The following is a 2,777-nucleotide window of genomic DNA, read 5'->3' as shown; positions in this document are numbered from 1 at the left end:
TTATGAAGCGCTCTTGCATTTATTGGGAACAATTATAGGACGCACCGATCTTGTTGTAGATGCTAAATTAAACCAACTGCAACAAATGAAGCGAAAACATAACATAAATCGCCCCAGTGTCTATCTACCGGAGGCATTAGCTTTTCATACAGATACTCCAGCCAGCCATCTGATTGGATGGTATTGTGTAGAACAAGATGAAGTAGATGGTGCAACCCTGCTGCTAGACACAACAGACATAAAAGATTATTTTACTCCTGCCGAGCTTTCAGTTTTAAGCGGAGTTAACGTCCAGTATATGATTAGGAACCCGAATACTAATGAAGAAGACGTTGTTTATCAACCCCTGATTTCCCAGAAAAATTCAACCTATCAGGTATTTTACGTTCCTTGGAATTTATCGAATCATCACAACGGCGCACAGACTAAATTGTTAGAAAAATTTTCTGAATACGTCGTACACAAGCAAAGAACGGAACTGATAAAAATTAGACTGGCACCGAAAGAATGTCTTTTTATTGATAATCATCGGATGTTACATTGTAGGGGAAAACTGCCGGAAAATACCAAAAGACATTTAATCAGATATTACATTAGCACCTGTTTGATTTCATAATTTTGCATGGATGAAAAAAAAATGAACAATCAGCCAACAATATTTCACATCACTCATCACAAAGCAGGATCGCGATGGGTCACAGCAGTACTAAACTCTTGTGCTCCAAATCGGTTTGTCTCAAAAATACCTCGCGGTTACTATTATATAAAATCCCCAATTAAATTAGGTGGTGTTTACCCTGCTGTTCATTTATCGAAACCAGACTTTGAAGCGCTACTTGGCTCTAATCTTTGGGGGAATTTTTGGCATAAAAAACATTTACTAGGCAAGCCGTTACTACACTATCCTAATAGTTATATTACAAATTGGTATAATTTTGAAAAGCGACAACAGCCTTACAGAAAGTTTATCATTATTCGCGATCTTCGAGACACAATTGTTTCCGGTTATTTTAGTTTTAAAATTAGCCATGCTCTAGTCACAGACAATATATCTAAATTGCGAAAGACATTAAACAGCCTTAGTCAGGAAGAAGGCTTGCTCTATTTGATGGATGAAATAGTTAACCGTTTGGGTTATCATAATTTTCAGTTGTCGTGGCTCAAGGATGAAGCCTTATTCAAATATGAGGATTTACTAGCGGATCAATATAAAGTTTTTGAGCAGATAATTGATCATTGCCAAATTAATATAGACCGTAAAAATTTGCATGAAATCATTAGAGATAACTCCTTTGAGTCAATGACAGGAGGGCGTCAGCGAGGTCAAGAAGATATTACATCTCATCAAAGAAAAGGGGTTGCTGGAGAGTGGAAAAAACATTTTTCTGCTCGGGTCAAGGAAAAATTTAAGCAGCACTTTGACGATATACTTATCAAAACTGGCTACGAAAAGGATATGAACTGGTAAGAACAGCCGCTGCGCGGAATTAAGAATTAAGAATGTTTATAACTGATATTTTAAGAGCATGAGCGAACATAACCCTACTCAATCCAAAATAAATCAAATTTTGTTATTAGGAGAAGCTTTAGTCAAACAAAACAGTTTGGATAAAGCTATTATCTCATATCAAAAAGCTATAAAACTTAACCCAGGCATTGCTGAATTGCATAATAAGCTAGGAGAAGTCTACTTAAAAAAATATCAATTTGATGAAGCGATCGCCTGTTTTCGAGAAGCGATCGCCCTTGCTCCCAATTCAGCTTGGTACCACCAAAATCTAGGAGAGGCTATAGCCCACAAAGAACAACCAGGAGGCGGATATGAAGCTACTCGTTATTACCGCCACGCCCTTAAATTGAATCCAGAAGAAGTACAAAATTACCATAATGCCTTAGATGTTCAAGCTGACGAGCCGGATAATATTAAAGTTAATAACCCTATTTTTATTGTCGGTTGTGGACATAGCGGCACTTCCCTAATGCTTACCATTCTCGGCAATCACCCTAACCTTTATTCTATTCCCTATGAAAGTAGATTGTTATTGAAAAATGAGCGTACGCACAAAGAAACGATGTACCAGTGGGATGGAGAATGTATAAATGCTGGCAAACAGCGTTGGGTGGAAAAAAGTCCTTCACATATTTTTTATATCAAAAAGCTTTCTCTATACCGTCCCAATAGCCAATTTATTATCATGTTGAGAGATGGCAGAGATGTTGTTTGTTCTTTAAAACATAGAAAAGCGTTTCCAACTTATGTAGATAAGATCGAGAAATGGGTATATGATAATTTAGCTGGGCTACCTTACTGGAATAATCCTAGAGTTATGGTTGTTAAATATGAAAATTTAGTTACCGATACGGACACTACTTTAGAAAAACTTTTTAAGTTTTTAGGGGAAACTTATAGAGAGGAAGTTTTGAAATTTAATGAAACTCCCAAACACTGGTATAGTTCTGAGATTAGTAAACCAGAGGAAATTCAAAATATTGAAGACCACAAAAAGCTGAGAAATTGGCAAATTAATCAACCTTTGTTTGATGGTCGAGGTAGATGGAAAACTGAAATGACTGAGGAAGAAAAAATAATATTTAAGGAAAAAGCTCAAAAATACCTAGTGCAATTTGGCTACGTAGAAGATGACAATTGGTAAACTTAGATCAAAAGCTAGGATTTTCAGGGCAAACCTATCTAAATTAGAGAATACTAAAACCCAGAGCTTTGTACCTCATGGGTATAAGACTTGCTATATAATCTTAACACGAAACTTTTAACA

Annotated in this window: 3 protein-coding genes; all 3 read left to right on the top strand. The window is 36.2% G+C overall.

Going from position 1 to position 2,777, the window contains the following annotated elements; genetic code table 11:
• A partial coding sequence (locus F6K49_RS39745) for a TauD/TfdA family dioxygenase (RefSeq protein ID WP_293106185.1) occupies positions 1-616 on the top strand: 616 nt, incomplete at its 5' end.
• Positions 617-622: 6 nt separating this feature from the next.
• The gene (locus F6K49_RS39740) at positions 623-1,468 is read left to right on the top strand and encodes a sulfotransferase domain-containing protein (RefSeq protein ID WP_293106182.1); all 846 of its coding nucleotides are present in this window, start codon (positions 623-625) and stop codon (positions 1,466-1,468) included.
• Positions 1,469-1,526: 58 nt separating this feature from the next.
• A complete protein-coding gene (locus tag F6K49_RS39735; RefSeq protein WP_075900576.1) occupies positions 1,527-2,654 on the top strand; it encodes a sulfotransferase in 1,128 nt (375 codons plus the stop codon).
• Positions 2,655-2,777 lie beyond the last annotated feature (123 nt).

The sequence above is a fragment of the Moorena sp. SIO3I6 genome, assembly GCF_010672095.1.
This window is presented reverse-complemented; position numbering and strand designations above follow the sequence as displayed.